Source organism: Oceanicaulis alexandrii DSM 11625 (assembly GCF_000420265.1).
GTDB lineage: Bacteria > Pseudomonadota > Alphaproteobacteria > Caulobacterales > Maricaulaceae > Oceanicaulis > Oceanicaulis alexandrii.
Genome location: NZ_ATUP01000001.1, coordinates 397,983 through 424,335, shown reverse-complemented (window position 1 = coordinate 424,335; position 26,353 = coordinate 397,983). Strand labels below are relative to the sequence as shown.

At 62.3% G+C, this 26,353-nt stretch carries 31 protein-coding genes; 23 read left to right on the top strand and 8 right to left on the bottom strand.

Annotated features, from left to right (window positions below):
* Positions 1–88 precede the first annotated feature (88 nt).
* The 3 genes from G405_RS0102115 to G405_RS0102105 all read left to right on the top strand — a co-directional run bounded on the left by G405_RS0102115 (position 89) and on the right by G405_RS0102105 (position 3,222).
* Positions 89–1,438, top strand: a complete 1,350-nt coding sequence (locus tag G405_RS0102115; RefSeq protein WP_022699844.1) for a TolC family outer membrane protein — start codon at positions 89–91, stop codon at positions 1,436–1,438.
* Positions 1,439–1,533: 95 nt separating this feature from the next.
* Positions 1,534–2,160, top strand: a complete 627-nt coding sequence (locus G405_RS0102110; protein WP_022699843.1) for a DUF2497 domain-containing protein — start codon at positions 1,534–1,536, stop codon at positions 2,158–2,160.
* Positions 2,161–2,253: 93 nt separating this feature from the next.
* A complete protein-coding gene (locus tag G405_RS0102105) occupies positions 2,254–3,222 on the top strand; it encodes a DUF3137 domain-containing protein (RefSeq protein ID WP_022699842.1) in 969 nt (322 codons plus the stop codon).
* Here G405_RS0102105 and G405_RS0102100 read toward each other — a convergent pair.
* Together G405_RS0102100 and xth are read right to left on the bottom strand one after the other, a co-directional pair.
* Positions 3,219–3,611 (bottom strand): VOC family protein, encoded by a 393-nt coding sequence (locus tag G405_RS0102100; RefSeq protein ID WP_040704890.1) that lies wholly within the window; start codon positions 3,609–3,611, stop codon positions 3,219–3,221. The genes G405_RS0102105 and G405_RS0102100 overlap by 4 nt on opposite strands.
* 2 nt (positions 3,612–3,613) lie before the next feature.
* Positions 3,614–4,405, bottom strand: a complete 792-nt coding sequence (gene xth / locus G405_RS0102095; RefSeq protein WP_022699840.1) for an exodeoxyribonuclease III — start codon at positions 4,403–4,405, stop codon at positions 3,614–3,616.
* A gap of 30 nt (positions 4,406–4,435) precedes the next feature.
* Here xth and G405_RS0102090 point away from each other — a divergent pair, with 30 nt between their 5' ends.
* Together G405_RS0102090 and G405_RS0102085 are read left to right on the top strand one after the other, a co-directional pair.
* A complete protein-coding gene (locus G405_RS0102090) occupies positions 4,436–4,822 on the top strand; it encodes a hypothetical protein (protein WP_022699839.1) in 387 nt (128 codons plus the stop codon).
* A gap of 134 nt (positions 4,823–4,956) precedes the next feature.
* Entirely contained in the window at positions 4,957–5,307 is a 351-nt protein-coding gene (locus G405_RS0102085) for a hypothetical protein (protein WP_022699838.1), read from the top strand.
* A 73-nt stretch (positions 5,308–5,380) separates the two neighbouring features.
* On the opposite strand, the gene G405_RS16305 is transcribed toward G405_RS0102085, so the two are convergent.
* From G405_RS16305 to erpA, 4 genes are all read right to left on the bottom strand, one after another.
* Positions 5,381–7,093, bottom strand: coding sequence for a serine hydrolase domain-containing protein (locus G405_RS16305; protein WP_022699837.1), 1,713 nt, complete (start codon positions 7,091–7,093; stop codon positions 5,381–5,383).
* Positions 7,094–7,205: 112 nt separating this feature from the next.
* Positions 7,206–8,288, bottom strand: coding sequence for a helix-turn-helix domain-containing protein (locus tag G405_RS0102075; protein WP_022699836.1), 1,083 nt, complete (start codon positions 8,286–8,288; stop codon positions 7,206–7,208).
* 97 nt (positions 8,289–8,385) lie between these two features.
* Positions 8,386–9,063, bottom strand: coding sequence for a nitroreductase (locus G405_RS0102070; protein WP_022699835.1), 678 nt, complete (start codon positions 9,061–9,063; stop codon positions 8,386–8,388).
* A gap of 73 nt (positions 9,064–9,136) precedes the next feature.
* Complete coding sequence (gene erpA / locus G405_RS0102065; protein ID WP_022699834.1) at positions 9,137–9,481, bottom strand: iron-sulfur cluster insertion protein ErpA; 345 nt, start codon at positions 9,479–9,481, stop codon at positions 9,137–9,139.
* A 99-nt stretch (positions 9,482–9,580) separates the two neighbouring features.
* On the opposite strand from erpA, the gene G405_RS0102060 reads away from it, so the two are divergent.
* The 18 genes from G405_RS0102060 to G405_RS0101975 all read left to right on the top strand — a co-directional run bounded on the left by G405_RS0102060 (position 9,581) and on the right by G405_RS0101975 (position 24,326).
* On the top strand, positions 9,581–10,756 hold the full coding sequence (locus tag G405_RS0102060; RefSeq protein ID WP_028284473.1) for a deoxyguanosinetriphosphate triphosphohydrolase: 1,176 nt from the start codon (positions 9,581–9,583) through the stop codon (positions 10,754–10,756).
* A 119-nt stretch (positions 10,757–10,875) separates the two neighbouring features.
* Entirely contained in the window at positions 10,876–11,691 is an 816-nt protein-coding gene (locus G405_RS0102055; protein ID WP_156861322.1) for an SPOR domain-containing protein, read from the top strand.
* Positions 11,688–12,716 (top strand): beta-N-acetylhexosaminidase, encoded by a 1,029-nt coding sequence (nagZ, locus tag G405_RS0102050; protein ID WP_022699831.1) that lies wholly within the window; start codon positions 11,688–11,690, stop codon positions 12,714–12,716. The genes G405_RS0102055 and nagZ overlap by 4 nt, the downstream gene beginning before the upstream one ends.
* On the top strand, positions 12,713–13,561 hold the full coding sequence (locus G405_RS0102045) for a segregation and condensation protein A (RefSeq protein ID WP_022699830.1): 849 nt from the start codon (positions 12,713–12,715) through the stop codon (positions 13,559–13,561). The genes nagZ and G405_RS0102045 overlap by 4 nt, the downstream gene beginning before the upstream one ends.
* Complete coding sequence (gene scpB / locus G405_RS14735) at positions 13,554–14,318, top strand: SMC-Scp complex subunit ScpB (RefSeq protein ID WP_022699829.1); 765 nt, start codon at positions 13,554–13,556, stop codon at positions 14,316–14,318. The genes G405_RS0102045 and scpB overlap by 8 nt, the downstream gene beginning before the upstream one ends.
* A 145-nt stretch (positions 14,319–14,463) precedes the next feature.
* Positions 14,464–14,712: a Sec-independent protein translocase family protein gene (locus G405_RS0102035; RefSeq protein WP_022699828.1), complete on the top strand. Its 249-nt coding sequence runs from the start codon at positions 14,464–14,466 to the stop codon at positions 14,710–14,712.
* 3 nt (positions 14,713–14,715) lie between these two features.
* Complete coding sequence (tatB, locus tag G405_RS16300) at positions 14,716–15,147, top strand: Sec-independent protein translocase protein TatB (RefSeq protein WP_022699827.1); 432 nt, start codon at positions 14,716–14,718, stop codon at positions 15,145–15,147.
* The gene (gene tatC, locus G405_RS0102025) at positions 15,147–15,950 is read left to right on the top strand and encodes a twin-arginine translocase subunit TatC (protein ID WP_022699826.1); all 804 of its coding nucleotides are present in this window, start codon (positions 15,147–15,149) and stop codon (positions 15,948–15,950) included. The genes tatB and tatC overlap by 1 nt, the downstream gene beginning before the upstream one ends.
* 116 nt (positions 15,951–16,066) lie before the next feature.
* Positions 16,067–17,341 (top strand): serine--tRNA ligase, encoded by a 1,275-nt coding sequence (gene serS / locus G405_RS0102020; protein WP_022699825.1) that lies wholly within the window; start codon positions 16,067–16,069, stop codon positions 17,339–17,341.
* Positions 17,338–18,123, top strand: coding sequence for a 5'/3'-nucleotidase SurE (gene surE, locus G405_RS0102015; RefSeq protein ID WP_022699824.1), 786 nt, complete (start codon positions 17,338–17,340; stop codon positions 18,121–18,123). The genes serS and surE overlap by 4 nt, the downstream gene beginning before the upstream one ends.
* Positions 18,120–18,767 carry a protein-L-isoaspartate(D-aspartate) O-methyltransferase gene (locus tag G405_RS0102010; protein WP_022699823.1) on the top strand — a complete coding sequence of 216 codons (648 nt, stop codon included), beginning with the start codon at positions 18,120–18,122 and terminating at the stop codon, positions 18,765–18,767. Before surE ends, G405_RS0102010 begins: the two co-directional genes overlap by 4 nt.
* Positions 18,768–18,870: 103 nt before the next feature.
* Positions 18,871–19,281, top strand: a complete 411-nt coding sequence (locus G405_RS0102005; RefSeq protein WP_156861320.1) for a hypothetical protein — start codon at positions 18,871–18,873, stop codon at positions 19,279–19,281.
* A 75-nt stretch (positions 19,282–19,356) separates the two neighbouring features.
* Positions 19,357–20,262: a LysM peptidoglycan-binding domain-containing protein gene (locus tag G405_RS0102000; protein WP_169447483.1), complete on the top strand. Its 906-nt coding sequence runs from the start codon at positions 19,357–19,359 to the stop codon at positions 20,260–20,262.
* 109 nt (positions 20,263–20,371) lie between these two features.
* Positions 20,372–20,740, top strand: a complete 369-nt coding sequence (gene yajC / locus G405_RS0101995; protein WP_022699820.1) for a preprotein translocase subunit YajC — start codon at positions 20,372–20,374, stop codon at positions 20,738–20,740.
* A 62-nt stretch (positions 20,741–20,802) separates the two neighbouring features.
* Positions 20,803–22,437: a protein translocase subunit SecD gene (secD, locus tag G405_RS0101990; protein WP_022699819.1), complete on the top strand. Its 1,635-nt coding sequence runs from the start codon at positions 20,803–20,805 to the stop codon at positions 22,435–22,437.
* Positions 22,438–22,449: 12 nt separating this feature from the next.
* Positions 22,450–23,433 (top strand): protein translocase subunit SecF, encoded by a 984-nt coding sequence (gene secF, locus G405_RS0101985; RefSeq protein WP_022699818.1) that lies wholly within the window; start codon positions 22,450–22,452, stop codon positions 23,431–23,433.
* Positions 23,423–23,791 (top strand): Mth938-like domain-containing protein, encoded by a 369-nt coding sequence (locus tag G405_RS0101980; protein WP_028284471.1) that lies wholly within the window; start codon positions 23,423–23,425, stop codon positions 23,789–23,791. Before secF ends, G405_RS0101980 begins: the two co-directional genes overlap by 11 nt.
* 88 nt (positions 23,792–23,879) lie before the next feature.
* Complete coding sequence (locus G405_RS0101975; protein WP_022699816.1) at positions 23,880–24,326, top strand: hypothetical protein; 447 nt, start codon at positions 23,880–23,882, stop codon at positions 24,324–24,326.
* Here the strand turns inward: G405_RS0101975 and G405_RS14725 are convergent.
* Entirely contained in the window at positions 24,299–25,642 is a 1,344-nt protein-coding gene (locus tag G405_RS14725; RefSeq protein ID WP_022699815.1) for a serine hydrolase domain-containing protein, read from the bottom strand. The genes G405_RS0101975 and G405_RS14725 overlap by 28 nt on opposite strands.
* A 78-nt stretch (positions 25,643–25,720) precedes the next feature.
* Positions 25,721–26,317, bottom strand: coding sequence for a superoxide dismutase (locus G405_RS0101965; protein WP_022699814.1), 597 nt, complete (start codon positions 26,315–26,317; stop codon positions 25,721–25,723).
* Between the last annotated feature and the right edge of the window lie 36 nt (positions 26,318–26,353).

Genomic DNA, 26,353 nt, shown 5'->3' with positions numbered 1-26,353 from the left:
TGCACCGTACACCGTGTCTTACCCGTCCTATACAAAGACGGGTAGGTTTTGCGCGACTTGCGCAAGGGATGGTCAAGAGGGACGCCCCATGAAACGTTTGCTGTGCGCCGCCGCACTGTCGGTTTTCTCGTTTAGTCTTGCGCCCATGGGGATGGCGCAGGCGCAGTCTCTTCAGGAGACGCTGGTCGCCGCCTATGAATCCAACCCCACGCTGGGCGCTCAGCGCGCCAGTCTGCGACAGTCCGAAGAAGGCTATTTCCAGGCCCGCGCCAACGTCTTGCCCAGCCTGTCCGCGAACGGCTCGGTCGGAGAGACGCTGGACACCTGGGGCGGTGCGCAAGAGAGCGACTCGTCCAGCTATGGCCTGACGCTGAACCAGTCCATTTATCGGGGTGGTCGCACGCGCGGCTCTATTGACGCCGCCCTCTCGCGAATCGAGGCGGCTCGCCAACAGCTGCGGTCCACCGAGCAGTCCGTGCTTCTGGATGCTGTCAGCGCGCATATGAATGTGGTCCGCGATCAGCAGATCATCGCCATCCGCAGCAATAACGTCGAGGTTCTGGCCGAACAGCTGCGCGCAGCGCGCGACCGGTTTGAAGTGGGTGAGATCACCCGCACCGACGTCGCCCAGGCTGAAGCGCGCCTGTCCGGGGCGCGGGCTCAGCTGTCTGCGGCGCAAGCGGCGCTGGCCGCTTCTCGCGCCGGGTACGCCCGGGTGACGGGCGTCGACCCGATCCAGCCTGTCAGCGCCGGGCCGGCCGAACAGGCGCCGGATGAATTCGCCGACGCTGCGGAAGTCGCGATCAGCCGCAATCCTGATCTGTTGGCCGCCCAGTTTGCAGAAATGGCCGCTGAACATGGCGTTCGAGTGGCGCGCGGCGCCCAATTGCCAGAAGTGGGGCTGCGGGCGTCCATATCTGAAGGCCGCGAGAGCGATTTCTCCGGCCAGGGTCGCGGGTCCGCCTCGGTCACGGCTTCAGTGACGATGCCGATTTTCACCGGCGGCCTGAACCGCTCGAACGTGCGTCAGGCGCGTGCTTCCGCTGATCAGGCGCGCTTGTCGGCTCTGACTGTGCGCCGTCAGGTGATCGAGGGCGCGACCAATGCGTGGAACAATTACCTCGCCGCGCTCGCCGTGATCGAATCAAGCCGTCAGGCGGTCCGGGCGAACGAAATCGCCTTTGAAGGCGTCGAGCAGGAGGCTCTTGTGGGGCTTCGGACCACGCTGGACGTGCTTAACGCCGAGCAGGAATTGCTGAACTCCCGGCTCGAGCTGGTGCGCGCGGAACGTGACCTGACTGTGGCCAGCTATGCGCTTCTGCAAGCCATGGGACAACTGGACGCCGCCAGCCTGGCTCTGCCGGTTGACGCTGTGGACGTCGAGTCGCGATTTGAAGAATCTCGAGGGGCTAACTTCGACTTAACGCCCTGGAATTAGACCTTGGAAATCAAGGAAGGGTGCTGGACAGCCAAGGCTTGCCGCGCCTAACCTGTGCGCCGCCGTTTACCCCTCGACGGACGAAGGACGTCTCTATGGCTCAGGATAGTGCTGAACAAGAACCGACGATGGAGGAAATTCTCGCCTCCATTCGCCGTATCATTAACGAAGACGAAGAAGAGCCGAAGGCTGAAGAAGCCGAGGCTGAGGCCGAACCCGCCCCTGAGCCGGAACCCGAGCTTGAGGCGGAGCCTGAGCCGGAACCCGAGCCTGAGCCCGAGCCGGAGCCTGAATTCGAGGCTGAACCGGAACCTGAGCCTGAGCCGGAACCCGAGCCGGACATGGATATGGACGACGCGCTTGAGCTGACCGAGCGTGTCGAAGACGACGAGCCGGTCGATCTCGCCGATGATCTCATGATCATGGATCGCGAGCCGGAGCCTGAGCCGGAACCCGAGCCTGAGTTTGAGGCGGAACCGGAGCCGGAGCCTGTTGACGAAGAGTCTCTGGTCGACGCTGCGCCGGCTTCTGCCGCGGCTGGCATGTTCGCCGCTTTGTCTGAAAACCTGCGGGTTTCTTACCAGCAGGGACAGACGCTTGAATCCATCGTGCGTGAAATGATGCGCCCGATGCTCAAGCAGTGGCTGGATGAAAACCTGCCCTCAATCGTTGAGGAAAAAGTGCAGGCTGAAATCGAGCGTATTGCACGCCGGGGCCGTTAATCGGGTCTGGACTTATGACGATCAAACGGGCGCCGCAGGACGGCGCCCGTTTTGTTTCAGCCTCCTGTTTCATAACCATCCCCGAGACTGGCCATGCGTGACCTGACCCAAGCCATTGAAGAGCTGACCCCCTGGCTTGAGAGCCTTGAGACAGAGCGCAAAGCCGCCGTCTCCCAATGCTATAAAGGTGTCGGAATCGCCTTTGGCGGCGTGGCCGTGTTCTTGATCGTATCGGGGCTCGCAGGCTTTCCCGCGCCGGTCATGCTGGTCGGCTCCGGACTGATCGTTCTGGGGGCCATGATCTGGGGCAACAGCGCCCTCAACACGCTGCGAAAGACCGTGAAGTCCGGCCTCAATGACCGGTTCGCCTCCGCCTTCGGCATGCGTTACAGCGCCGAAGTGCATAACCCGGTGCGGTTTGACGCCTTTCGCGAGCATGGCTTGCTGCCGGGCTCTGACCGGAAGAGCTTCGAGGACATGTTCTCAGGCGAATCTTACGGGGCGGATTTCGATATTTACGAAGCCCATCTTGAGGAACGCCGCCGCACAAAGAACCGCACCTATTACGTCACGGTGTTTCGCGGGGTGCTGATCCGCATCAACTTCCCGCGCACGGTCGAAGGCGTCACCCTGGTGACCCGCGACAAGGGTATCTTCAACGGGCTTGAAGGCTGGGGGAAGAAGCTGTTCAGCGGCCGCAAGCTTGAGCGGGTCGGCCTGGTGGATCCGACGTTCGAGAAAGCGTTTGAAGTCTACGGCACCGATCAGGTGATGGCGCGCTACCTTCTGACGCCCTCCTTCATGGAGCGCTTGCTGAAGCTCGAGACCGAGCTCAAGGGCAAGAATGTGCGCTGCGTGTTCGATGATGCGCTGGGCGATGGGGATGGCCGCGGGGAATTGCTGATCGTTGCGGAGACCGGCAACAAGTTTGAAGCGGGCTCCATGTTCAAACCGCTCACCGATCATGACCGCGTTGAGACCCTGCACGGCGAGTTCTCGATGATCGACGACATCATCAACACCGTGCTGGAGCCTGCGCGTGAAGGCGGCGGGGTCAGCTAGGCCTTCGGCTCCAGCAGATCCCAGCGATTGCCGTAAAGATCGCGAAACACCGCCACCTTGCCATAGGGCTCGGTCCGCGTGTCTTCTTCAAACGGCACGCCGTTAATTTCCATGGCCTGGCGCTTGGCGTCAAAGTTGTTCGTGTGCAGGAAAAAGCCCACCCGGTCACCAGCGAAGGCGCCGATGGCGGCGACTTGCTCGACGCCCTTGGCCTTGGCGAGCAAAAGCTTCACCCCGCCATCGCCTGCGCCGATCTCGACCCAGCGCTTGCCGTCTCCAAGATCGTCATCGCTCAGAACTTCAAAGCCGAGCGCGGTCTTGAACCAGGCGATGGCCTCGTCATAGTCCGCGACCAGATAGGTCACCGCGGCGAGGGTTTGAGACGGCATGCTCACAGCTCGAACACTCCGATGAAGGGCACGTGGTCAGAGGCTTTTTCCTTGCCGCGCACATCCTTGGCGATCTCCACGGATTTGAGCGTATCGGCGGACTGGGGGCTCAGAAGGAGGTGGTCGATGCGGATGCCGTTACTCCTCTGCCAGGCGCCGGCCTGATAATCCCAGAAGGTGTATTGGTGGGCGCGCCCGTCGGCCTGCATAAACGCCTCTGAATACCCAAGCCACAGGATCTCCGCGAAGGCGTCCCGGCTCTCAGGCCGGATCAGCGCGTCGCCCTCCCAAGCGGCGGCGTCATGCACATCGCTGTCGCGCGGGATGAGATTGTAATCGCCCGCCAGAATGACAGGCTCTTCCAGAGCCAGCAGCGATTTGGCGTGCGCCTTCAGGCGCTTCATCCAGTTGAGCTTGTACTCGTATTTGGGGCCGGGCGCGGGATTGCCGTTGGGCAGATAGATCGACGCGACCCGCACCGGGCCATGGTCTGCGCTGATGACGGCCTCGATGTACCGCGCCTGCTCGTCTTCCTCATCGCCGGGCAGAGCGCGCTGGCTGATCTCCTCGATCGGGCGCTTTGAAAGCAGGGCGACGCCGTTATAGGTCTTCTGGCCTACGGTCTCGACGTTATAGCCGAGCTCTTCGATCTCGAGCCGGGGGAAGCCCTCGTCCACCGTCTTGATCTCCTGGAGGCACGCCACGTCCGGTTTGGCTTCTTTCAGCCAGTCCAGCACATTGGGCAGGCGCGCCTTGATCGAGTTGACGTTCCATGTGGCGACGGACAAGGTCATGAGGCTGATCCCGGCTGAGGACGAACGAAAATGCGTGATATGGCGGATGACGCCTTTGATGCGGAAGCGCCGCCGCGCAAGGTGACGTTTCTAGCAGTGTTCGGCTTGCTTGTGGCCAGTGTGGTTGCAGCCTGGATCGGGTTTTTCGGCTACGGACTGTGGATTCCGCGCAGCGTGACCTTCGGTGACCGGGCGGGGGAACCGCTGGCCGAATGGATCTATTACGCCATGAGCGCTGGCCCGGCGCTGGCCTGCGGGGCGCTCATCATGGGTTGGCTGGTGTTCTGGATCGGGCGGCGTCCTGGTCTCGGGATCCGGCTGGTGTTCTTCATTCCCGTGACGTGGCTTTGCCTGCTGCTCGCGTATTCCGCCATTGTGGCGACAGCGTGCGGCGGCGATTTCCTGTGCCAGCCTTAGACGGTATGTGAAACCGGCAGCTCAGGGATGAGATTTTCCTTAAGCTTTACAATTGTCTGTTATGACAGCCCGAGGCAAAGATCGATGGGCGTCGCGTGAGCCATGCGCGGACACAGCACCCGGAGTAGGGCGATATGCAAAAGTCTGTAAGACAGGGCGCCTCGCAGGGCATGAACTCCGGGATGCGACTGGGGTTGGTGGGGCTCACCCTTCTCGTGAGCCTCATTGGTCTTGTGAGTCTGGGCGTATCCGAGCTGGTCACCCAACCTTACCGGGAGCCATCAGACACCCCGTCAGCTTATCCCCTTTTCGTCTATTGGGTCTGGGCGGGGCCGGTGTTGTCGTTTGGCGGACTCGCCCTGGGCTGGGGTGCAATACTGGGCCTGAAGCGCCCAGTGCTGGGTATGAAGTTGATCGGTTTCCCCGTTCTGGCCTGGGTGCTGGGGATGGTGGCTCTCGGTCTTCTGGCCATGCTTGCGCAATAAGCACCGTATAAGAAGACTTGAGTGTTTCAGGCCCGCCCTTACGCGGAGGGCGAGCCTGAGCGCAGATTTTTGTCTAGCGATCGCGACGGGTAAACGCGACGCGATCAACAAGGGGCGCGGAGCCATAAAACCCGGTGATTTCCCCCTGCTGATTGCGGATGAATGCCAGTTTCCGCATGGCGCCGCTGAAGGAGGAGAAGGTATCGTGCTGATACGCAGCAGCCTGAAAACTCCCGGTCCGGGGGTGAGTGATCATCAGGCCGTCATCTGACGCTGTGACCGTGTAGGCGGTGGCGAGCTCCTCGCTTTCATAAACGCCTGCAAACTCGGTCAGAGTGACGCTCGCGGCGTCAAACGGGGCCAGTTCAACACGTGGCGCTTTCAATGATCCGTGAAGCCCGATCGTGTAGTCGAAATAAGGCGAGGCGCCGTCTTCAGGTTCGGCGAACACCAGTGAGATGTCTGCCGCAGGATTCAGCATGAAGGCGCGCTCGGCGATTTGCGGGAGGGGCTGCAGCTCGTCCGCGGATGCGCCGAGTGGGCCGAACAGCAACGCGTCTTCACCAGCAGCAATTGTAAAGATCATGCCAGGCTGGATCTCATAATCCCCGGCATAGGCCGCCAGTTGCGCCGTCGTGGCGGGAGACCAGTCCGGCTCTGGATCAGCGGTGAAATTGGCGCTGTCGCCGAGAAAGGTGTCAGCAAGCGCGAACGCCAGCCCGGCGCTGTCGAAATCGGTCCGGTTGCTCATCACGCTGAGCTCGAAATCTTCGCTCGGAATGCGCAACAGGAAGGCGCGGAAGCCCGCATCCGTTCCGCCATGCGACCAGGTCTCAAGACCATTATAGACGCGCAATTCCTGTCCCTTCGCGAAGACGGACGCGTCGCCATTTTCAGCGGAGGCGCGCTCGGCCATCAGCTCGAAGACACGGTCGTCCCCCACTGTGCGGGTCTCGAAATTCTCCGCCCATTTCAGAAGGTCCGGCGCCGTCGTGAACAGCCCGGTCGATCCCGCGGTTTCATTGGCGGCGACCACGTTCGCGAAGCCGTCGCGGGTCGGATAGTAGGACGCTGCGCGTGAAGCGATGAGCGCATTTCGGCTTTCCGGAAAGCGGGTGCCCGTCATGCCCAGCGGTTCAAAGATTCGCTCCCGGGTGAAGTCGTGGAAAGACTGGCCTGAAACGCGCGCCACGATATGGCTGAGCAGGGTATATCCGGTATTGCTGTATTCGACTTCGGCGCCGGCGGGGAAGTTCACGCCCGTTTGACGGCTCAGCAGTTCCAGCTCCCGGTCGCGCTGGCGGATATCATCCGCCATCCAGCCCGCCATAACGCTCAGCGAGGTCAGCTCGCGAAGCCCGCCCATGTGATCGAGCAGATGCCGCACGGTGACGGTCCGCGGATGAGCGGAGAGCTCGGGCAGATAGGTGCGGATGTCGGCGTCCAGATCGATCTGCCCCTCCGAGACGAGCATCAGCGTGCTGAAGGCCGTGAATTGTTTTGAGATCGAAGCCACCTGGAAGGCGGTGTCTGGTGTGATGGCGATGCCATGTTCGAGATTGGCGAGGCCAGCGCCCCGCGCAAAGACAATCTCGTCATTGACCGATATGGCGATCGACAGGCCCGGAGCGTCATCAGTCTCCCAGGGCGCGATCAGCGCTTCCGCCTGGACGATTTCAGGCGGGATGGTTTCGACTGTGGCGGTTTCAGATGATGCGTTGCAGGCGCTTGTGAGCAGTGTCAGCGCAGCGCCGAGCAGGCAGAATTGAGCGTTTTGAATGACCATGGATGAACCCCCGTATTGTCACGAGGTTCAAATGGCCCGGTCTGCTCGCCGCTAGCGACCGAGATCATGAAATCGAACGTTTTCGGGAAAACCGGACCTGTGCGGGTTTCAGCTAAGCAGTTTGAAGAGTTGGAAAATTCTTTCTGTAAGCGCTGGGCGTCAGACCTGTGTGTTTCTTGAAGGCGGTGTTGAAAGACGATTTGGAATTGAAGCCGGACGCGTGCAGAATCTGTAGGACGCCCTGTCCGTCCTGCGCTTCCAGCAGCGCTTGTGCATGGCGCACCCGGTAGCGATTGATGAAGTCAAAGAAGTGAACCCCGTGTGACTGGTTCAACAGTTCAGACACTTCGCGCGGCGTCATCGCCAGCTGATCTGACAGCCGCGCCAGATTGAGGTCGGGATCCAGATAGGGTGTCTGGGTTTCCATATAGGCCAGCACCCGTTGCAAATCCGGTGACTGGGGCTCTTTTGAGCGCGGGCTGAGGCTCAGCAGGCGTCGGTCCACATCACGAAACAGCTCAGGATGGAGCAAGGACTTCAGGGCGATCCATGTAGTGATGCCCAGTGCGAGCACGGCGCCGAGAAGCTGGAGCGGCAGCACCACGGCATGGGCCGGTGAGAGGTTCAGCACATCGCGCAGCAGGATCAGCGTATGGGCGAAGAGCGAGGCGCCGGCCAACTGGGTCAGCCAGAGCAAAGTCTGGGACCGCCCGGCAGCATGCTGATTGCGATACAGGGCCCAGAAGCGCACCAGAACCCAGATCACCATGGCCATATAGCCGTAATAGAGCAGGTGAGAGCCGACGGTGAAGGCTGTCTGCTCGGCGGGGCTGAGATTGGCGCTCGAAGTCTCACCGGTGCTAAGATGCAGTTGATCACCGGGCAGCGCCAGCCAGAGAGCGATCGCCATGGGAATGAGATGCAGGGCGTCACGCGCTCTCAGCCGGAAGTCGGCATAGCAGGACGCCAGAAAGAAGCCGAGGAACACCGGCATTTGCAGCTTGCCCAGAGCCAGGCGCAGGGCGTTCGCCCAATGCGCCTGATTGCTGGCGTCCACCCATAGCCAGCCGCTCAGCTCAATCGCGGTGAGAATCAGGAAAGCCGCCAGAAAGCGGTTCGGCAAGGTTCTCGGATTGGGCGCCAGCACCAGAAAGCAAGCCAGCAATACGCACATGAATCCGGTCAGGATGGACATGACCGCAAAGAAATTGGTCAGCGTGATCTCTATGACCCGTCTCCTAGGCTATGGGGGTCAGCGTTCGCGCTGAGGCGCGCGGCATGCAAACGGCCGCTCAAAACCCCTCAAACCGGGCGATTTCGTCCACAGAGGCGCGTTTGGCGCGCAGCTTGTTGACCGGCGCGTCAGGGTCGGCATGGCCCAGCGCCATGCCGCAATAGACCTGGTCGGGGCTTTCAACGCCCAGCGCCTCGCCGACGGTTTTGCAATGGGGCGTCCAGGCTTCCTGAAAACAGGTGGCGAGGCCGCGTTCCTGCGCGGCGAGGGCGAGGCTCATCATGAACATGCCCAGATGCGCCCATTGATTGGGGTTCATCCGTTCGTCGATCACAAAGAACAAACCCACCGGCGCGCCGAAGAACTGATAATTCTGCATCAGCCAGTTCAGTCGCGCGGCCTTGTCCTCGCGCGGCACGCCCATGAGCGCGTACATGTCCTCGCCCAGCTCGTAGCGGCGGCTGCGATAGGGCTCCCACAGTTTTTCAGGATAGACGGGGAAGTCGGCTTCATCGTCGAACGGGTTTTCAGCCAGTTTCTTGGACACGGCGTCGATGACGCGCTGACGCGCTTCGCCGGCCACGACAACCACTTTCCACGGCTGCAGATTGCCGCCTGATGCAGCAAAGCGCGCATCGTCCAGCACAGCGCGCAATTCATCCTCTGACACGGGCGTGTCGAGAAAGGCGCGCGTGGAAATGCGCTTATGCAGCGCGTCTTTGACCGAAAGGCTCATGAACTCTCCCCTGAGTATTTTTTACAAGGGAGCGCGAAACCTGTCGGCCTGTCCAGTCAGATTGATAGATGCATCAGATCGAGAAGCTGGTTCCGCAGCCGCAGGCGGCGGTGGCGTTGGGGTTCTTGATCTGGAAGCTCGCGCCGATCAGCTCGTCCACATAGTCAATGATCGAGCCGTCCAGGAACTCAACGCTCATCGGGTCTATCAATACCGTGGCGCCGTTGCGTTCGATGCGCATGTCGTCGTCATTCGCGGTGTCGGTCAGATCGTATTTGTACGAAAAGCCCGAACAGCCTCCGCCCTCCACGGACAGGCGCAGATAGCGGGCGTCCGATTGCGCCTTGATGATCTGGTTGATCTGGGCGGCTGCGGAGTCCGACAGCGAGATATCGGCGATGTTGGCGGCTGTGGTCATGATCGGTCTGACTTTCAACGTCTGGCGTTAAGGCCTCGCATCAGTATATGGACGTTCCTGACGCCTGAAAAAAGACCTCAACCGACAATGGAGCAGGAGATGGCCCAGATGCGCGCTTCTTATGCCTGCGATCCGGCGAAAAGCCGCGGCCGCCATCACCCCCAGCCTGAAAGCGCCATGCGAAGCGCGTTCCAGCGTGATCGCGACCGGATCATCCATTCCAGCGCCTTTCGCCGGCTCAAGGAAAAGACGCAAGTTTTCGTCGCTCATGAAGGCGACGCCTATCGCACGCGCCTGACCCATTCGCTGGAAGTGGCCCAGATCGCCCGGACCTTGGCGCGGGCGTTGAACGTGGATGAGGATCTGGCCGAAGCCAGCGCCCTGGCCCACGATCTGGGACATCCGCCCTTTGGCCATTCTGGCGAGGACGCCTTGTCGGAATCCATGACGGATTTCGGCGGCTTTGATCATAACGCCCAGACCCTGCGCGTGGTGACCAAGCTTGAAACCCGCTACCCCGAGTTTGAAGGCCTGAACCTCGCTTGGGAGACGCTGGAAGGCGTCGTGAAGCATAACGGCCCGCTGATGCGTGCGGGCGATGACCCCAAAGTGCTGCCCTGGGGGTTCCGCGCCTATCCGGGCTGGAAAGCGCTGGAGCTTCACACCCATGCCGGGGTGGAGGGCCAGATCGCGGCGCTGTCAGACGACATCGCCTATAATAATCACGATATTGATGACGGCCTGCGCTCAGGGATTCTCAAGATCGAGCAGTTGATGGATCTGCCGCTGGTGGGGCAGGTCTTCCGCCGTTGCCGGGAGCGCTATCCTGATATTTCAGAGAACATCCTGATCCATGAAGCCGTGCGCGAGATGATCGGGCTGATGGTGGCGGACGTTCTGGAAGAGAGCCGTCGGCGCCTTGAAGAGAGCGGCGCGGACAGCCCGGACGCCGTTCGCGCGCTTGATCAGCCCGTGGTGGCGTTTTCAGACGGCATGACGGAAAGCCTCGCCGCGGTGCGGCGGTTCCTGTATGCGAACATGTATCTGCATTACAAAGTCAAGCGGATGAAAGAGAAGGGGAAAATGGTCGTCCGAGACCTGTTTTCCGCCTTCCTGTCTGACCCCATGTTGTTGCCGACCGAACTGCAGCGAGAGGCCAGCGGAGCGGGTGCGGAAGCGACAGCGCGTGTGGTGTGCGATTACATCGCCGGCATGACGGATCGCTACGCCATTGAGGAGCATCGCAAGCTCTTCCACGTGGAGGGGTGGGGCTAAGCCCGCCAGACTGTGGAAAATCTCTGCGCACAGGGCGACTCTGCGTCAAAGCTGTTGCTATGGTTTACGCTGCTGTTCGCCGCCGAATCACGGTGGCGCTGACCGGTGTGGAACGTGAGATGACCGACGACGACACCCGTTACGGGGCCTATGCCCCGCCGCCTGATGACTATGACACCTATGATGCGCGTGAAGACGAGCAGGACCGCCGCGGTTGGCTGTTCCTGGGCGCCTCGGCGGTGGTGTTCATCCTCTTTGTGGCGGTGGTGTACAACACCTTCCAGCTGGGCGTGCGCGAGCGCGGCGAGAACCCGGTGATCACCGCCGACGCCGAGCCCTATCGCGTGGCGCCTGAAGATCCCGGCGGCTATGAAGCGCCGGATCAGGACCTCTCGGCCTATGAACTCCGCGAAGGCGAAAGCGATCCGGCTGAAACCGAAACGCCGCCTGCGCGCACGGTGTCCGAAGAGCCTGTGACCCAACAACCCGCACCTGAAGTCGAGATGCCCGCCCTTCAGGTGGAGACCGCCAGCGCGGACGCGCTGGATGAACCCGCCGAGCGAGCGCCAGACCCTGAGCCTGAACCTGAACCGGCCCGCACCGAACCTGCACGCCCGGACCCGGCGCCGGCTCAACCCGCCCCGGCCCGGACCGAGCCCCGGACCCAAACCGCTGCGCAGACCGAAGGCGCCTATGTGGCCCAGATCGGCGCGTTCCGCTCTCGCGAAGACGCGGAAGCAGGGTGGGTGGCGTTCACCAGCCGGTTCTCTGATCTGGCCATCGGGCATGCGCCTGACATACAGCGCGCGGATCTGGGCGATCGCGGCGTGTTCCATCGCCTGCGGGTCGCCGCCTTCACCAGCCGTGAGGAGGCTGCGCAATTCTGCGCCTCGCTGGACGCCCGCGGCCAGGCCTGCCTGGTGGCGCGCCGATGAGCGTGAGCGCAGCGCTGTACGGTCTGGAGGGGGAGACCCTGACGCCGGACGAGAAAGCCTTTTTCCGCGATAGCGATCCGTGGGGCTTTATCCTGTTCGCGCGCAATGTGGACACGCCCAAACAGGTGCGACGCCTGACCGGCGCGCTTCGCGACTGTGTGGGCCGTGAGGCGCCGGTTTTCATCGATCAGGAAGGCGGCCGGGTGCAGCGTCTGCGTCCACCGCATTGGCGCGCTGCGCCGCCCGCGCGCATCTTCGGTGAGCTTTACGATCGTGAGCCCGAGCTGGCGCTTGAGGCGGTTCGGCTGAATCATCAGCTTCTGGGCGCCGAGTTGATTGCGCTCGGGATCGATGTGGATTTTGCGCCGTGCGCGGACCTCTCCGTGCCGGGCGCCCATGACGTGATCGGTGATCGCGCCTTTCACACCGAGCCCGAGCCTATCGCCCAGATGAGCACAGCGGCGCTGGACGGCTTGCTCGATCAGGGCGTTCTGGGGGTGATCAAGCATTTGCCCGGTCATGGCCGCGCGGTGGCGGACAGCCATCTGGAATTGCCGGTGGTGACGACCGACGCTGAAACGCTGGCCACGCGCGATTTCGCCGCCTTCATGGGCATTGAAGGCGCGCTGATGGCGATGACCGCCCATGTGGTTTACGCGTCCATCGATAGCGAACATACCGCCACCCAATCGCGCGATGTGGTGGACGGCGTCATTCGCGGCGCCATCGGCTTTGACGGGCTGCTCATGACGGATGATCTGTCCATGCAAGCGCTTGAGGGCTCTTTGCAGCAACGTGGCGAGCGGGCGCTCGCGGCGGGCTGTGAACTGTTGATGCATTGCAACGGCAAGATGTCGGAGATGGTTGAGGTGGCGCATGCCGCCCCGGCGCTGGGCGGTCACGCCGCCGAGCGCGCCGGACGCGCCCTGGATGCGCGCCACAGCCCGAATGTCTTTGACGCCGAGGATGGCGTGAAACGCCTCAAGGCTCTGTTTGACCAAGGGGGCGTGCCGCTGGCGTCATGACCGACCTGTTTGACGGTTTCGAGGAGGATGAAGATTTCTCCGCCGCCAAGGAGGCCGGCGCGACCGAAGCGCTGATTCTCGATATCGGGGGCTGGGAAGGCCCGCTGCATCTGCTGCTGGCGCTGGCGCGCAAGAACAAGGTCGATCTCGCCGTCATCTCCATGGTCGAGCTGGCTGATCAGTATCTGGTCTTCATCAACAAGGCGCGCACGCACAGGCTCGACATCGCGGCGGAATACCTCGTGATGGCGGCCTGGCTGACCTATCTCAAATCCCGGCTTTTGTTGCCGAAACCACGCCCGGCCGATGACGAGCCCGAACCTGAGGTGATGGCGGCCGCGCTGGCCTTTCGCCTCAGCCGGCTGGAGGCCATGCGCGCGGCGGGCGATGCCTTGTTTGTGCGCTCGCTCAAGGGACGGGACGTCTTCACGCGGGGCGCGCCTGAGGGCGTCCGCTCGATCCGCACGCCGCTTTACGAGGCGGAGCTCTACGATCTTCTGAAGGCCTACGCCACGCGGCGCGAGCGCGAGGCCTTCGCCACCTATCAGCCCAAGTCGCCGAATGTTTACGGGCTGGAGCAGGCGCGCAAACGCCTCACCCATGTGACGCGGGGGCTGACGGGCTGGGCGCGGCTGGATGAGCTGCTGCCGGATGAAGACGAGCTTGGGTATGACGCGCCCAGTTCAGATTCTGTCTTGGCCTCGTCGCTTCTGGCGGCGCTTGAGATCACCAAGCATGGCGAGCTGCGGCTGAGGCAGGACGAGACCTATGCCCCGATCTGGATGCGGCATGTGGCGGAAGCGGCCGGGCTGTCCTTGAGCGAGGAGGGCGGTGAGCATGGCTGAAGACGATAACGACCCGATCGCCGAAGCGATCAAGGCGCTGCGCGCCCAGGCCCAGGCGATTCCCGCCGGAGACGCCGGACCGCCTGGCGTCCGGCTGGCGATTGATAACGAGCCGGAATTGCTGCGCATCGTGGAAGCGCTGCTGTTCGCCGCCTCCGAGCCGCTTGATCTCGACACCTTGCGCGCGCGTCTGCCGGACGACACTGACGTGCGCGGCCTGATCAATGCGCTGCAGGCCAAATACGCCGATGCGGGGGTGAACCTTGTGGAAGTGGGCGGGCGCTGGCGGTTTCAGACCGCTGAAGACTTGGGATGGCTTTTGCGCACTGAGCGCGAAGAGCCGCGCAAGCTGTCGCAGGCTGCGCTCGAAACCCTCGCCATCATCGCCTATCACCAGCCGGTCACCCGCGCTGAGATCGAAGAGATTCGCGGCGTGGCGGTGTCACGCGGCACGCTCGACCAATTGCTGGAAATGAAGTGGATTCGCCTGCGCGGGCGTCGGCGTACGCCGGGGCGCCCTGTCACCTATGGCGTGACGGACGCGTTCATGGATTATTTCGGGCTGGCGAACCTGTCGGATCTGCCCGGCGTCTCGGATCTCAAAGCGGCGGGGCTGCTCTCCAGCCGCCTGCCGCCGGACTTCTCCATTCCGTCCGCAGGCCATGTGTTGCCTGATGCGGACGAGGATCTGTTCAGCGAGGATGAAGCCGCCCAGTTCCATATGGATTTTCTGGAAGGCGACGAGCCTGAGGACTGACGGCGCGTGTCACTGAAATGTCGAGCCGTAGCTGACGGGGTGATTGGACCCCGGCGCTTATATCCTCTAGTGAAGTGAGAACTGAGCGCCCCGCGCGGCCTGCCGCGTTCAGCGTATCAGACAGTGTTTGCAAGGAGAGCGTCTCATGGGTGCGCATTGGACCGGCATTCTGATCGTTGTCGTTCTGCTGGTGCTGCTGTTTGGCGGCCGGGGCAAGATTTCGGGCCTGATGGGCGATCTGGCCAAGGGCGTCACCGAGTTCCGCAAGGGCTTGCGCGATGATGGCGACAAGGACGATGAAAAATCCTCGTCGAACTCCGCCTCCGCAGCCCTTGAGGAGGGTGGCGCGCAGGATGGCCAATCCACCCGCGAGGACGAGCGCACCGGAGGCTAGGCCATGAACCCGGCCTTTGGTTTTCAGGAGCTGATCGTCATCGTCATTCTGGCGCTGGTGGTGGTGGGTCCCAAGGACTTGCCCCTCATGGTGCGCCGGGTCGGCAAGATGATCGGCCAGATCCGCGCTACGGCGCGCGAGTTCCAACGCAGTTTTGACGAGCTGGGCCGCGAGGCGGAGCTCGCCGAATTGCGCAAGGAAATCAGCTCGCTCAAATCCAACAATCCGATCAAGGATATCGAGCGCGAATTCCTGGAAACCGATACGGAGATGATGCGCGATATGGAGGACCGCCCCCATCCGCGCACGGCCCGCCCGATGGCGGACCCGAAGCCTCAGCCGGGTGAAGCCCTGGCTCCGGATCCTGAGGCTCCTGACGCTTCTGATATTCCTGAGCCGTCTGACGCCAAATCCACCAAGACCGGAGAGGGGTGATGGATTCGCCCCAGCTTGAGCATGACGACGAGGTGGAGTCCTCGCGCGCGCCGCTCATGGCGCATCTCGAGGAATTGCGCGACCGGCTGATCTGGTCCTTGGCCGCTGTGGTCGTGGGCTTTGCCATCTGTTTCGTGTTCGCCGAATGGATCTACAATGTGCTTCTGGTGCCGTTTGAAGATGCGGCGCGTCAGGTGCGCGGCGACGCGCTGGACCTGCAGCTGATATTCACCGCGCCGCTCGAGTTTTTCTTCGTCAAACTCAAGCTCGCCCTGTTCGGCGCGATCGTGCTGGCCTTCCCGGTGCTCGCCTATCAGGTCTGGGCGTTTGTGCGGCCGGGCCTCTATAAGAATGAACGCCTCGCTTTTGCGCCGTTTCTGCTGGCTTCGCCGCTGCTGTTCGCGGCGGGGATGGCGTTTGTTTATTATGTCATCCTGCCCTTCGTGATGAGCTTTGCTCTGGGACAGGAGCAGATCGGGCAGGAGGGACGCGCCAGCATCCAGCTTCTGACCCGGGTGTCTGAATACCTCAATCTGGTCACCACGCTGGCGCTGGCCTTCGGGATCAGTTTCCAGCTTCCGGTCTTGTTGTCGCTTCTGGGCAAGGCCGGGATCATCACCTCGGGTGATCTGATCCGGTTCTGGAAATTCGCCCTGGTGGGCATCGCCGCCTTCGCCGCTTTCGTGACGCCGCCCGACCCGATCAGCCAGCTCTTCCTGGCGGGGGCCATGTTCGGGCTGTACGGCCTGTCGATCCTGGCGGTGAAGCTGGTCGAGCGCAAACCGGACGAAGACGACGCCTGACGGCGGCTTGCTCGCGGTGTAAACTGCGCACGCACATCCATTTGAAGTGTGGACGATGGAAGCCTGCGCGAGTATCACGCGGGTTCCATTTCACCGTTCGACCTTTGAGTTTTATCATGCATGACATCCGTCTGATCCGCGACGAGCCGGCGGCTTTTGACGCCGCCATGGCCCTGCGCGGCGTGGAGCCGCAAGCCCAGCGCCTGATTGATCTGGACGCGCGCCGCCGTGAAGCGACCTCGCGCCTTCAGGAGATCGAGACCGAGCGCAACTCAAAGTCCAAGGAGATCGGCAAGGCGAAAGCCCAGGGCGATGAAGACCGCTTCAATGCATTGCGCTCTGAGGTCGAGAGCCTCAAAGCGGAAATGGAGCGCCTGTCTGAAGAGGCCCGCACCGCAGAAGAAGTGCTCAACCAGCATCTTGCGGCTTTGCCCAACCGTCCCGCAGACGATGTGCCCGAGGGCAAGGATGAGAGCGAGAACGAGGAAGTGCGCGGCTGGGGCGAGCCTCGCGACTTTGATTTTGACGTCGCCGACCATGTGACCGTGGGCGAACGTCTGGGCCTTGATTTCGAGCGCGCCGCCGCGATGTCCGGCGCGCGCTTTGCGGTGCTGCAAGGCCCGCTGGCGCGGCTGGAGCGGGCGCTGGGTCAGTTCATGCTCGACCTTCAGACGACCGAAAACGACTATCGCGAAACGTCCGTGCCTTACATGGTGCGCGATGACGCCCTGTTCGGCACGGGCCAGTTGCCCAAATTCGCCGAAGACCTGTTCCGCACCACGGATGACCGTTGGCTTATCCCGACTGCGGAAGTGCCGCTGACCAATCTGGTGCGCGATTCCATCCACGCGGAAGCCAGCTTCCCGATCCGCATGACGGCGCTGACGCCGTGCTTCCGGTCCGAAGCGGGCTCGGCGGGGCGCGACACGCGCGGCCTGATCCGCATGCACCAGTTCCTGAAGGTGGAGCTGGTGTCGATCACCACGCCCGAGCAGTCCGAAGACGAGCTTGAGCGCATGACCCAGTGCGCCGAGATGGTGCTGCGCCGTCTGGAATTGCCCTACCGGGTGATGAAGCTTTGCACCGGCGATATGGGCTTCTCCGCGCGCCGCACCTACGATCTTGAAGTCTGGATGCCCAGCCAGAACACCTATCGCGAGATCAGCTCGTGCTCGACTTGCGGTGATTTCCAGGCGCGCCGGATGAATGCGCGCTACCGCAAGGACGGCGAGAAGAAGCCTGACTTCCTGCATACGCTCAATGGTTCGGGCTTGGCCGTGGGCCGGGCATTGGTCGCGATCCTTGAAAACCACCAGCAGGCCGATGGCTCGGTGCGCATCCCTGAAGCTCTGCAGCCTTATATGGGCGGCATGAAGGTCATCGAGCCATGAGCGGACCCCGCATCCTGCTCGTCAATGATGACGGCATCCACGCGCCGGGCCTGAAAGTGCTGGAAGAGATCGCGCGCACCGTCTCCGACGATGTGTGGGTTGTGGCGCCGGCTGACGAGCAATCGGGCATGGGGCGCGCCTTGACGCTGAACGCGCCTTTGCGGGTCGAGCAATTTGACGATCAGCGCTTTTCCGTGTCCGGCACGCCGACAGATTGCGTGCATATGGCGATGGACATCCTGATGAAGGATGGGCGTCCTGACTTGTTGTTGTCGGGCGTGAATTCGGGCCAGAACATCGCCGATGACGTGACCATGTCCGGCACGGTCGCGGCCGCCATGCATGGCGTTCAGATGGGCGTGCGCTCCATCGCCCTGTCGCAAGCTTATGGCTTTGAAGGGCGGGACAAGATCCGCTGGGAAACCGCGAGCGCGCATGGCCCGCGTGTCCTCAAGGCCCTGCTGGACACGCCCTGGAGCCAGAACACGCTGCTCAATGTGAACTTCCCCGACCGGGCGCCCGATCAGGTCGCTGGCTCTGAAGTCACTGTCCAGGGCAAGCGAGACCAGGTCGTGCTGCGCGCTGATGAGCGTATGGATCTGCGCGGGCGGGCCTATTACTGGCTCGGCTTTAACGGCAAGCTGTCCGATCCGGCTGTAGGAACGGATTTGCGCGCGGTGTATGAAGGGCGGATCTCGATCACGCCGTTGCATCTGGACCTGACCAATTATGACGCCCGCACCCGTCTGAAAGACGCGCTCGGAGAGACGTTGAACCCATGACCGGCACGCCCGACACACGCATGATCCAGCTCGTGATGGCGCTGCGTCGGGCGGGCGTCTCCGACAAGCAGGTGCTGATGGCGATCGAGCGCACGCCGCGTGAGATCTTCGTGCCTGAGGGGTTCGCGGATCAGGCGTTCGAAAACCGGCCTTTGCCGATTGATTGCGGTCAGACCATCTCCCAACCCTTCGTGGTGGCGGCGATGACCGAAGCGCTGAAGCTCGATGACCGCTGCAAGGTGCTCGAAATCGGCACAGGGTCTGGATATCAGGCGGCTGTGCTGGCGCGTCTGGCGCGCCGCGTCTACACGGTCGAGCGCTATCGCACCCTGGCCAAGGAAGCCGAAGCGCGATTCAACGCCTTGCGCCTCTCCAATATCGTGACACGCATCGGGGATGGCTCGCTGGGCTGGCCCGAACAGGCGCCGTTTGACCGCATCATCGTCACCGCCGCCGCGGCGGCCCGACCCGATACCTTGCTCGATCAGCTCAAGCCCGGCGGGATCTGCGTCGCGCCGGTGCAGAACGGAAGTGTTCAGACCCTCATGCGCTATGACAAGTCTGAAGACGGTGAAGTGACGGAAACCGCCCTGTTTGACGTGCGCTTCGTGCCGCTGGTGCCGGGCGAGGCCAGGGCGCTTTAAGAGTTTCCAGAGAACGAACTCCGATTTCTCCATTGCATGTGTTAAGATCGCCTCACTGGGGAAAGCTGTCGGGTTTATCCCGCGGTCACACAAGGAGCTCACTATGAAACTTTCCGCTGCATTGACGGCATTGAGCGCTTCGCTTGTCATGACTGGCGCCGCGCTGTCTCAATCTGACACGATGGATGAAACGCCTTTCGTGCCTGAAGGCTACGAGCTGACCGGCGAGAGCCGCTCCTGCCTCTCCCTGACGCGTATCGACACAATCGACACGATCAATGAGAGCGCTTGGCTCGTGACCACAAAAAACCGCGACACCTATCTGACCCGTGTTGGTCGCGGCTGTCGCTCGGCGACACGGCCGTTCACCTATATCAGCTATAGCGTGCCGGGCGCTCAGCTCTGCCAGGGCGAGATTGTGCGTGTGATGGACCAGGGTTCGAACACGGTCGTGGGCAGCTGCAGCATCGGTGAATTCGAGGAATTGGCTCAGCTGCCGGAAGACGCCAGCTAAAGTCAACACACGGTTAACGCTCATCCGCCATTCTGCCGGAACAGAGTTCATGGCAGGACGGGGTGAATGCGCCCTATGATGCGCACACGTGTATTGGGACTGGGCGTAGCGGTTATGTTGTCCGCTTGCGCAGCGCCTTTGCGCGCGCCTGCACCTATTGAACATGGGGCGGGCGCATCGGCGCGCGCGACGGCCAGCTGCGGCCGCAGCGTCACCGTGCGCCCTGGCGATACGCTGTTCGCCATAGCTCAGCGCTGCGGCGCGTCAGTGACGGACCTGGCGGCTGAGAACAATCTGCGCGAACCGTACCCTCTGCGCACCGGGCAGAGCCTGCGTTTGCCAGGACCGTCCGTCTATACCGTGCGTCGGGGGGACAATCTGTACCGGATTGCCCTGGCGCACGGCATGAGCACGGACGAGCTGGCGCAGATGAACGGTCTGCGCCGTCCCTACACGATCTATCCGGGGCAGGACCTCTCTGTCAGAGGGCCGGCTCGGTCTGTGGCGCAGGCCCGGCCGCCGGTCGCAAACAGCGGTTCCACTGCGCGGTCCGATCCGCCGCCGCGCCGCGCCAGTGCGCCGCCTCAGGCCTCCACCGCCAATGCGCCCAGCTTCCAATGGCCGCTGCAAGGCCAGATCATCACCCCTTATGGCGGCGCAGAGGGCAGCCGGATCGATGGCATCCGCATCGCGGCGCGCCTGGGTGACCCGGTTCGCGCCGCTGCGGACGGCGAGGTTGTTTACGCCGGCAATGAGCTGCAGGGCTATGGCGAGCTTGTGCTTGTCCGTCACGCCAATAACTGGGTGACGGCCTATGGCCTCAATTCGATTTTGCGTGTCAGCGTGGGCGATCAGGTCACGGCCGGTCAGCACATCGCTGATGCAGGCGCGTCGGGCTCTGAGACCCGCACGGCGCTTCATTTCGAGGTGCGGCGCGGCGTCAGTCCGGTCGATCCAATGCAGGTTTTGCCCGCAAGATAGCGCCTGACTGAGTAAATCAGGTGACGACATACCGTCGGGTCTTGTTGCATGCGGCGCGGACACCGATATATTCCGGCAACCTTAATCGCTCGTTTTTACCGGAGCCGCCATGTTTTCCGCGACTGACTCTGTCTTCCTCGCCACCGCCGCCGCTTCTGGCGCACAGGGCGGGCTCGTGCCCATGCTCATGCAGTTCGCCCCGTTCATCCTGATCTTCGTGGTCTTCTACTTCCTGCTGATCCGTCCACAGCAGCAGAAAGCCAAAGCGCATCGTGAGATGGTCGAAGGTCTGCGCAAAGGCGATGAAGTCGTCACCTCCGGCGGCATGATCGGCAAGGTGACGCGTGTCGCTGACGCTGAAGCCACGGTCGAACTGGCTGAGGGCGTCCGGGTCAAAGTGCTCAAGCACACGATCATGGAAGTGCGCACGCGCACCGAGCCGGCCAATGACGCCGCCGACGCCAAGTCTTCCGACTAAGGCCTGACTGACATTCCGGCGTCGGGCTCTCGGCCCGGCGTCGCCGGACGCTTGAGAGCCCCATGCTGTATTTCGCTCCCTGGAAGACGACGGTCGTCACCCTCGTCATCCTGATCGGCCTTCTGTTCACCTTGCCCAATTTCGTGCCTGAGAGCGTCCGTCTGGACGCCAACGGCGAACCCAAGGGCGTCTTTACGGTTCTGCCGCACAAGACGATCAATCTGGGTCTCGATTTGCGCGGGGGCTCGCATCTGGTTTTCCAGGTGGATATGGAGGAAGTCCGGCAGGAGCGGCTGGAGAACCTGCAAGACGATGCACGCAGCGCGCTGCGTGAAGATCCGCCCATCCTGATCGCCGGCTCGCCGGCGGTCGTGGAAGGCCAGGTCATCGTTCGCTTGTCTCGCCCGGAAGACATGGACCGCGCTCTGGAGCGTCTGGAAGAGCTCAACGAGCCGATCACCACCGCCACGGGCGGGCAGGGCATGACCCAGACCCTGACCATCAACCAGGGCGATGACGACCGCACGATCCGTCTGGGCATCACCGAAGCCGCGCTGGACGCCGTGCGTCAGCGCACCGTCACCCAGTCCATCGAGGTCATCCGTCGCCGGGTGGACTCCACCGGCACCACCGAGCCCAATATCGCCCGTCAGGGCGAGGACCGGGTTCTCGTTCAGGTGCCGGGCGAAAGCGATCCGCAACGCATTATCGACCTGGTGGGCACCACGGCGCGTCTGACCTTCCACATGGTGGAGGAGGGGATCACCATCAATCCTGACGGAACGGGCCGCACGCCCCCCGGCGTCATGATCCTGCCGTCCGAACGTTCGGGCGAGCCCTATCTGGCCGTTCAGCGCCGCGCGCTGGTCACTGGCGAGCAGCTGGTGAACGCCGGTCAGGCGTTCGATCAGAACGGCCAGCCTGCCGTGAGCTTCCGCTTCAACACCTCCGGCGCCCGCTCTTTCGCGGAAGCGACGACCCAGAACCGGGGCCGCCGCTTCGCCATCGTGCTCGATGACACCATCATCTCCGCTCCGGTGATCCGCAGCGCCATCACCGGCGGCTCGGGCATCATCGAGGGCGGCTTCACGCTGCAATCGGCCACTGACCTGTCCAACATGCTCAACGCCGGCGCCCTGCCGGCGCGCCTGACCCCGGTGGAGCAACGCACCGTCACCGCGAGCCTGGGCGCTGACTCCGTCGCGCGCGGCGAGACGGCGGTACTGATCGGCTTCGGACTGGTGATCGTGTTCATGGCGCTCGCCTACGGCTTCTTCGGCATTGTTTCGACCATGGCGCTGCTGGCGAACATCTTGTTGCTGCTGGGCGCGCTGTCCGGGCTTCAGGCGACGCTGACCTTGCCGGGCATCGCCGGGATCGTGCTGACCATCGGCATGGCGGTGGACGCCAATGTGCTGATCTTTGAACGGGTCAGGGAGGAGTACCGATTGGGACGAACAGTGACCACGGCCTTCGAAGCCGGGTATTCGCGCGCCCTGTCGGCCATTCTGGACGCCAACATCACCACCCTGATCGCAGCGTCGGTTCTGTACATGCTGGGTGCGGGTCCTGTGCGCGGCTTCGCCGTGACGCTGGGCATCGGCATCCTGACCTCGGTCTTCACCGCTTTTGTGTTCTCACGTCTTCTGATTTCGACCTGGCTGCGTATGGCCCGGCCGAAATCTCTGGCCATGTAAGGGGAGGCGATCATGTCGCTTGCACTCGTCCGCCTCATTCCCACAGACACCGCAGTGCCTTTCATCAAGGCGCGCCTGGTCGCGTTTTTTATCTCGGTGGCGCTGATCCTGGGGTCTATTACAGCTTTCGCGACGCTGGGACTCAATTTCGGCATTGATTTTCGAGGCGGCACCGCCATCGAAGTGAAAACCCAAGGCCCTGCCGACACTGGCGCGCTGCGCGAAGTCCTGTCGGGTCTGGATCTGGGTGATGTCCAGGTTCAGGGCTTTGGCGCTGAAGACGAGGCTCTGGTGCGCGTGGGGCTGGTTTCCTCCGAGCGTGTGAACGAGATCGAGGGCTATACCGTCGCCAATGACGCTGAAGCGCAACAGGCGGTTCGCCAGATGGTGTCCCTCGCGCTTGAAGAGGCGTTTCCGGGCATCGTCTTTCAGAAAACCGAATCCCTGAGCCCGCAAGTCTCGGGTGAACTGGTGGTCGCCGGCGCCACGTCTATCGGCGTCGCCCTGTTCTTGATGCTGATCTACATCTGGTTCCGGTTCGAATGGCAGTATTCGGTGGGCGCCGTGCTGGCGCTGATCCATGACGTGATCGCGACCATTGGTTTCTTCGCCATCACCCAGCTTGAATTCAACCTGTCCACCATCGCCGCGATCCTGACGATTGTGGGCTATTCGATGAACGACACCGTGATCGTCTATGACCGGATCCGCGAGGACTTCCGAAAGTTCAAGACGCGTCCCACCGTGGACGTGCTCAATGGCGCCATCAACTCCACCCTGTCGCGCACCATCCTGACCTCGGGCACCACCCTGATCGCCATCGTCGCCATGGCGGTGATTGGCGGCCCTGCACTCGAAGGCTTCGCGCTGGCGTTGATCTGGGGCGTGGGCGTGGGCACCTATTCGTCAATCTTCGTGGCGGCGCCGCTTCTGACCCTGACCGGGGTGAAGCGTGAGGCCAATGAAGACGGTAATGGGGGCGCCCTTGCCCCGTAACGCATCCGGGGCCGGCTTGCCGCCAATCGACGCGTTTGGGGATGGCGGTTTTCGCATTGCCGGGGTGCGCAAGGACGGCGCGACCTTGATCGTGGACGGCGCTGCGCGCGCCTGGTCAATGACCGGCGACACGCTGGAGCTTGCAGACCTGCAGATCTTTCTCAACGCTGCGACCCGTCCGGACATGCTGATCCTGGGCGTGGGGGAGCGCCTGGTGCATCCCCCCGCCAGCATTCGCAAAGCGTTTCGCGAGGCCGGTGTTGGGCTGGAAGTCATGGATACGGCGACCGCCTGCCGGACCTATAACCTTCTGGCGGGCGAGGGACGCAATGTAGCGGCGGCCCTAATACCGGTTTAAGCAACCTTAAGCATATGTGCTGCTTCATTTGCCATGCTTATGCCGAAGGCGATTGTCGCCTTTTAAGGCTTTAAGAAGACCGGTTGAAATGAAGCCAGCTGTTCCTGAATTTCGAATAATTGAAAAAACAATCAATAATAAAATCAGTTACACAGGGCTTGTAGGCGCGAGCCTGCAGCCTCTGCTCGGCAAGGCCATCGCTGACTACAAGCGCAAGATCAATGAACATTCCATCTTGATTGTCGATTACCGCAAGGGCGACCCGGTCGTAAAACCTCAAGATCTCACTGATCTGCTTGATGAAGTCGGTGACGCCTGGTCAATCCCCGAACGCATTGTGTATCTGTACAACGAGAGCAATCGCATGCGGACAGCGCATTTCAGCAAGCTGGTCCTCAATCGCGGCGGCAATGTCGTTGCTGTTTCAAGTTGGCGGGAAGCGGCTGAGACTCTGGGCGTGGAGCTGGGCAATGACCCGCTCGATGCGCTCGACTTCGCACCCGCCCCTCAGGATTCCGATGGCACGGCGCCATAAACCAGCTGATCGAAAACGGCGCGTGCGCCGATCGTATCAGGCGTGGTCGGGCCCGGTTGCTCCTGGCTCATAATAACGGCGACGACGCCGGTGCTTGGGCTGACGAAGAATTCCGTGTCGAAATAGCCTGACCAGCCAAAATCACCCTGCGCTCGAACCGGGTGCGCGCCGGGACCGTCATAGATGACGCCCACGCCATAGCCATATCCCAGATCCATGGAATCCATACGATCCGGCATGCGGTCCGCCTGGACGTGAGCGGTGCGCATGGCGGCGACGGTGTCCGCCGAAAGCAATCGGGCGCCTTCCAGCGTCCCGCCATTGGCCAGCATTTGTGCAAACCGGATATAATCATTGGCGGTGGAGAACAGCCCGGCGCCGCCCGCTTCAAAGGCCGCCACGCTGACCGCGTCATCCGCGCTTGAAACCCGCGTCAGCATGCCGTCCTCGCCATGGGTGTACACAGCAGCCAGACGATCATGCTGATCCTCGCGCAGGAAAAACGTGGTGTCCTCCATGCCCAGAGGCTGGAAGATGCGCGCTTGCGTGAAGTCTTCAAGGCTTTCCCCGGAGGCCACAGCCACGAGATGGCCCAGAACATCGCTGGCGTATGAGTAGAACCAGGCCGAGCCGGGCTGGAAATAGAGCGGCAATCCCGCCAGCGTCTCCATCCGGCTGTCCATGTCGCCTTCGGCGGCGTAAATGTCGTTACCGATGTAGAGCGCGCCCAGGTTGGACTGATAATCAAACAGATAGCCCAGCCCCGACGTGTGGGTGAGCAGGTCTTCAACGGTGATCGGGCGGTCGGCCTCAGTCGTGGGGATTTCGTAGCTCTCATCTCTTTGTACAGAGGTGGCGACGCGCACATTTGCAAAGGCGGGGATATAGTCGCTGACCGGATCGTCGAGCGCGATCACGCCGTCTTCAATGAGCATCAGGGCCGCGACGGCCGTCACCGGTTTGGTCATGGAGGCGATGCGCACAAGCGTATCCGCCGTCATGGGGCGCTGCGCTTCCAGATCGGCGTATCCGGCGCTGGCGGTGTGCAAGATCTCGCCATTGCGAGCGAGCACCGCCACATAGCCGGCGCGCTGTCGGGCGCTGGCGAGCTCGGCCAGACGGCTGTCGAGCTGAGTGAGACCGGCCTGAGTAAAGCCGGGCGTCGGCAGCGAGGCCGGGGCCGTTTGTGACGTGGAGCCCGCTGCGGGGCCTGGGGTGGGCGAACTGGCGGGGCCGTCACAAGCGCCGAGGGCGAGCAAGAGCGAGAGAGCGCCAAGCGATGCGCCTATCCGGCAATGTGACAGTCTGATCCGCATGAAAGGCCCCCTGAAATCCAAAAAAACGGCTGCGGTGAAACTCACCGCAGCCGTCTTGTTCGTCAACGCATAATCAGATCAGGCGTTGGCCAGATTCTGGTTTGCGAAGTCCCAGTTCACCAGCTTGTCCAGGAAGTCGCCGATATAGTCCGGGCGGCGGTTCTGGTAGTCGAGATAATACGCGTGCTCCCACACATCCATGGTCAGCAGCGGGGTGACGCCGTCGGTGATCGGGTTTTCAGCGTTCAGCGTCTTGCGCACTTCGAGCTTGTCGCCGTTTTTCACGAGCCAGGCCCAGCCCGAGCCGAACTGGCCGGCGCCAGCAGCTTTGAACTCTTCGGCAAACTTGTCATAGGAGCCGAAGGATTTGTCGATGGCGTCCGCGATGGCGCCCGTCGGCTTGCCGCCGCCATTGGGCTTCATGGAGTGCCAGTAAAAGGTGTGGTTCCAGATCTGGGCGGCGTTGTTGAACACGCCCATATTCTTGTCAGCCCAGCTTTTCTTGATCAGCTCTTCCAGGCTCAGGCTTTCCAGATCGGTGCCTTTGACAGCGTCATTGGCCTTGTCGACATAGGCTTTATGGTGCTTGCCATGGTGGAAGCTCAGGGTTTCCGCAGAGATATGCGGCGCCAGAGCGTCTTGGGCATAGGGCAGGTCGGGAAGAGTGAACGCCATGTCGGCCTCCTTTGGGAGTTTGAGCGAGAGGGTGCT

Excerpts from the sequence above, each read along its gene's own strand:
- G405_RS0102115 (WP_022699844.1), top strand. The coding sequence starts at position 89 with ATGAAACGTTTGCTGTGCGCCGCCGCACTGTCGGTTTTCTCGTTTAGT.
- G405_RS0102110 (WP_022699843.1), top strand. The coding sequence starts at position 1,534 with ATGGCTCAGGATAGTGCTGAACAAGAACCGACGATGGAGGAAATTCTC.
- G405_RS0102105 (WP_022699842.1), top strand. The coding sequence starts at position 2,254 with ATGCGTGACCTGACCCAAGCCATTGAAGAGCTGACCCCCTGGCTTGAG.
- G405_RS0102100 (WP_040704890.1), bottom strand. The coding sequence starts at position 3,611 with ATGCCGTCTCAAACCCTCGCCGCGGTGACCTATCTGGTCGCGGACTAT.
- xth (WP_022699840.1), bottom strand. The coding sequence starts at position 4,405 with ATGACCTTGTCCGTCGCCACATGGAACGTCAACTCGATCAAGGCGCGC.
- G405_RS0102090 (WP_022699839.1), top strand. The coding sequence starts at position 4,436 with ATGCGTGATATGGCGGATGACGCCTTTGATGCGGAAGCGCCGCCGCGC.
- G405_RS0102085 (WP_022699838.1), top strand. The coding sequence starts at position 4,957 with ATGCAAAAGTCTGTAAGACAGGGCGCCTCGCAGGGCATGAACTCCGGG.
- G405_RS16305 (WP_022699837.1), bottom strand. The coding sequence starts at position 7,093 with ATGGTCATTCAAAACGCTCAATTCTGCCTGCTCGGCGCTGCGCTGACA.
- G405_RS0102075 (WP_022699836.1), bottom strand. The coding sequence starts at position 8,288 with ATGTCCATCCTGACCGGATTCATGTGCGTATTGCTGGCTTGCTTTCTG.
- G405_RS0102070 (WP_022699835.1), bottom strand. The coding sequence starts at position 9,063 with ATGAGCCTTTCGGTCAAAGACGCGCTGCATAAGCGCATTTCCACGCGC.
- erpA (WP_022699834.1), bottom strand. The coding sequence starts at position 9,481 with ATGACCACAGCCGCCAACATCGCCGATATCTCGCTGTCGGACTCCGCA.
- G405_RS0102060 (WP_028284473.1), top strand. The coding sequence starts at position 9,581 with ATGGCCCAGATGCGCGCTTCTTATGCCTGCGATCCGGCGAAAAGCCGC.
- G405_RS0102055 (WP_156861322.1), top strand. The coding sequence starts at position 10,876 with ATGACCGACGACGACACCCGTTACGGGGCCTATGCCCCGCCGCCTGAT.
- nagZ (WP_022699831.1), top strand. The coding sequence starts at position 11,688 with ATGAGCGTGAGCGCAGCGCTGTACGGTCTGGAGGGGGAGACCCTGACG.
- G405_RS0102045 (WP_022699830.1), top strand. The coding sequence starts at position 12,713 with ATGACCGACCTGTTTGACGGTTTCGAGGAGGATGAAGATTTCTCCGCC.
- scpB (WP_022699829.1), top strand. The coding sequence starts at position 13,554 with ATGGCTGAAGACGATAACGACCCGATCGCCGAAGCGATCAAGGCGCTG.
- G405_RS0102035 (WP_022699828.1), top strand. The coding sequence starts at position 14,464 with ATGGGTGCGCATTGGACCGGCATTCTGATCGTTGTCGTTCTGCTGGTG.
- tatB (WP_022699827.1), top strand. The coding sequence starts at position 14,716 with ATGAACCCGGCCTTTGGTTTTCAGGAGCTGATCGTCATCGTCATTCTG.
- tatC (WP_022699826.1), top strand. The coding sequence starts at position 15,147 with ATGGATTCGCCCCAGCTTGAGCATGACGACGAGGTGGAGTCCTCGCGC.
- serS (WP_022699825.1), top strand. The coding sequence starts at position 16,067 with ATGCATGACATCCGTCTGATCCGCGACGAGCCGGCGGCTTTTGACGCC.
- surE (WP_022699824.1), top strand. The coding sequence starts at position 17,338 with ATGAGCGGACCCCGCATCCTGCTCGTCAATGATGACGGCATCCACGCG.
- G405_RS0102010 (WP_022699823.1), top strand. The coding sequence starts at position 18,120 with ATGACCGGCACGCCCGACACACGCATGATCCAGCTCGTGATGGCGCTG.
- G405_RS0102005 (WP_156861320.1), top strand. The coding sequence starts at position 18,871 with ATGAAACTTTCCGCTGCATTGACGGCATTGAGCGCTTCGCTTGTCATG.
- G405_RS0102000 (WP_169447483.1), top strand. The coding sequence starts at position 19,357 with ATGATGCGCACACGTGTATTGGGACTGGGCGTAGCGGTTATGTTGTCC.
- yajC (WP_022699820.1), top strand. The coding sequence starts at position 20,372 with ATGTTTTCCGCGACTGACTCTGTCTTCCTCGCCACCGCCGCCGCTTCT.
- secD (WP_022699819.1), top strand. The coding sequence starts at position 20,803 with ATGCTGTATTTCGCTCCCTGGAAGACGACGGTCGTCACCCTCGTCATC.
- secF (WP_022699818.1), top strand. The coding sequence starts at position 22,450 with ATGTCGCTTGCACTCGTCCGCCTCATTCCCACAGACACCGCAGTGCCT.
- G405_RS0101975 (WP_022699816.1), top strand. The coding sequence starts at position 23,880 with ATGAAGCCAGCTGTTCCTGAATTTCGAATAATTGAAAAAACAATCAAT.
- G405_RS14725 (WP_022699815.1), bottom strand. The coding sequence starts at position 25,642 with ATGCGGATCAGACTGTCACATTGCCGGATAGGCGCATCGCTTGGCGCT.
- G405_RS0101965 (WP_022699814.1), bottom strand. The coding sequence starts at position 26,317 with ATGGCGTTCACTCTTCCCGACCTGCCCTATGCCCAAGACGCTCTGGCG.